This is a genomic window from Christensenella hongkongensis, from assembly GCF_000981035.1.
Lineage (GTDB): Bacteria > Bacillota > Clostridia > Christensenellales > Christensenellaceae > Christensenella > Christensenella hongkongensis.
The window spans coordinates 1-740 of the sequence record NZ_LAYJ01000015.1; the positions used below are offsets into that span (position 1 = coordinate 1).

Below are 740 nucleotides of genomic sequence, written 5' to 3' on the forward strand. Positions count from 1 at the left end.
GATGTATACGGGCTGACGCCTGCCCAGTGCTGGAAGGTTAAGGGGAATTGTTAGCGCAAGCGAAGCAAGGAACTTAAGCCCCAGTGAACGGCGGCCGTAACTATAACGGTCCTAAGGTAGCGAAATTCCTTGTCGGGTAAGTTCCGACCCGCACGAATGGCGTAACGACTTGGGCACTGTCTCAACAATGTACCCGGCGAAATTGTAGTATGAGTGAAGATGCTCATTACCCGCGATAGGACGGAAAGACCCCGTAGAGCTTTACTGCAACTTGGCATTGGATTTTGGTATTAGATGTACAGGATAGGTGGGAGACTGAGAAGCGATGACGCCAGTTGTCGCAGAGTCACTGTTGGGATACCACCCTTCTAATACTAGGATTCTAACTTAAGGCCGTGAACCGGCTTAAGGACAGTACCAGGTGGGCAGTTTGACTGGGGCGGTCGCCTCCGAAAGAGTAACGGAGGCGCCCAAAGGTTTCCTCAGAATGGTCGGAAATCATTCATTAGAGTGCAAATGCATAAGGGAGCTTGACTGCGAGAGAGACATCTCGAGCAGGGACGAAAGTCGGGATTAGTGATCCGGCGGTATGAGAGTGGAATTGCCGTCGCTCAACGGATAAAAGCTACCTCGGGGATAACAGGCTTATCTCCCCCAAGAGTCCACATCGACGGGGAGGTTTGGCACCTCGATGTCGGCTCGTCGCATCCTGGGGCTGAAGCAGGTCCCAAGGGTTTGGC

At 52.8% G+C, this 740-nt stretch carries 1 rRNA gene; it reads left to right on the plus strand.

The annotated features are described in order from the left end of the window. Positions 1-740 (plus strand): 23S ribosomal RNA (locus CHK_RS00390); the annotation flags it as partial.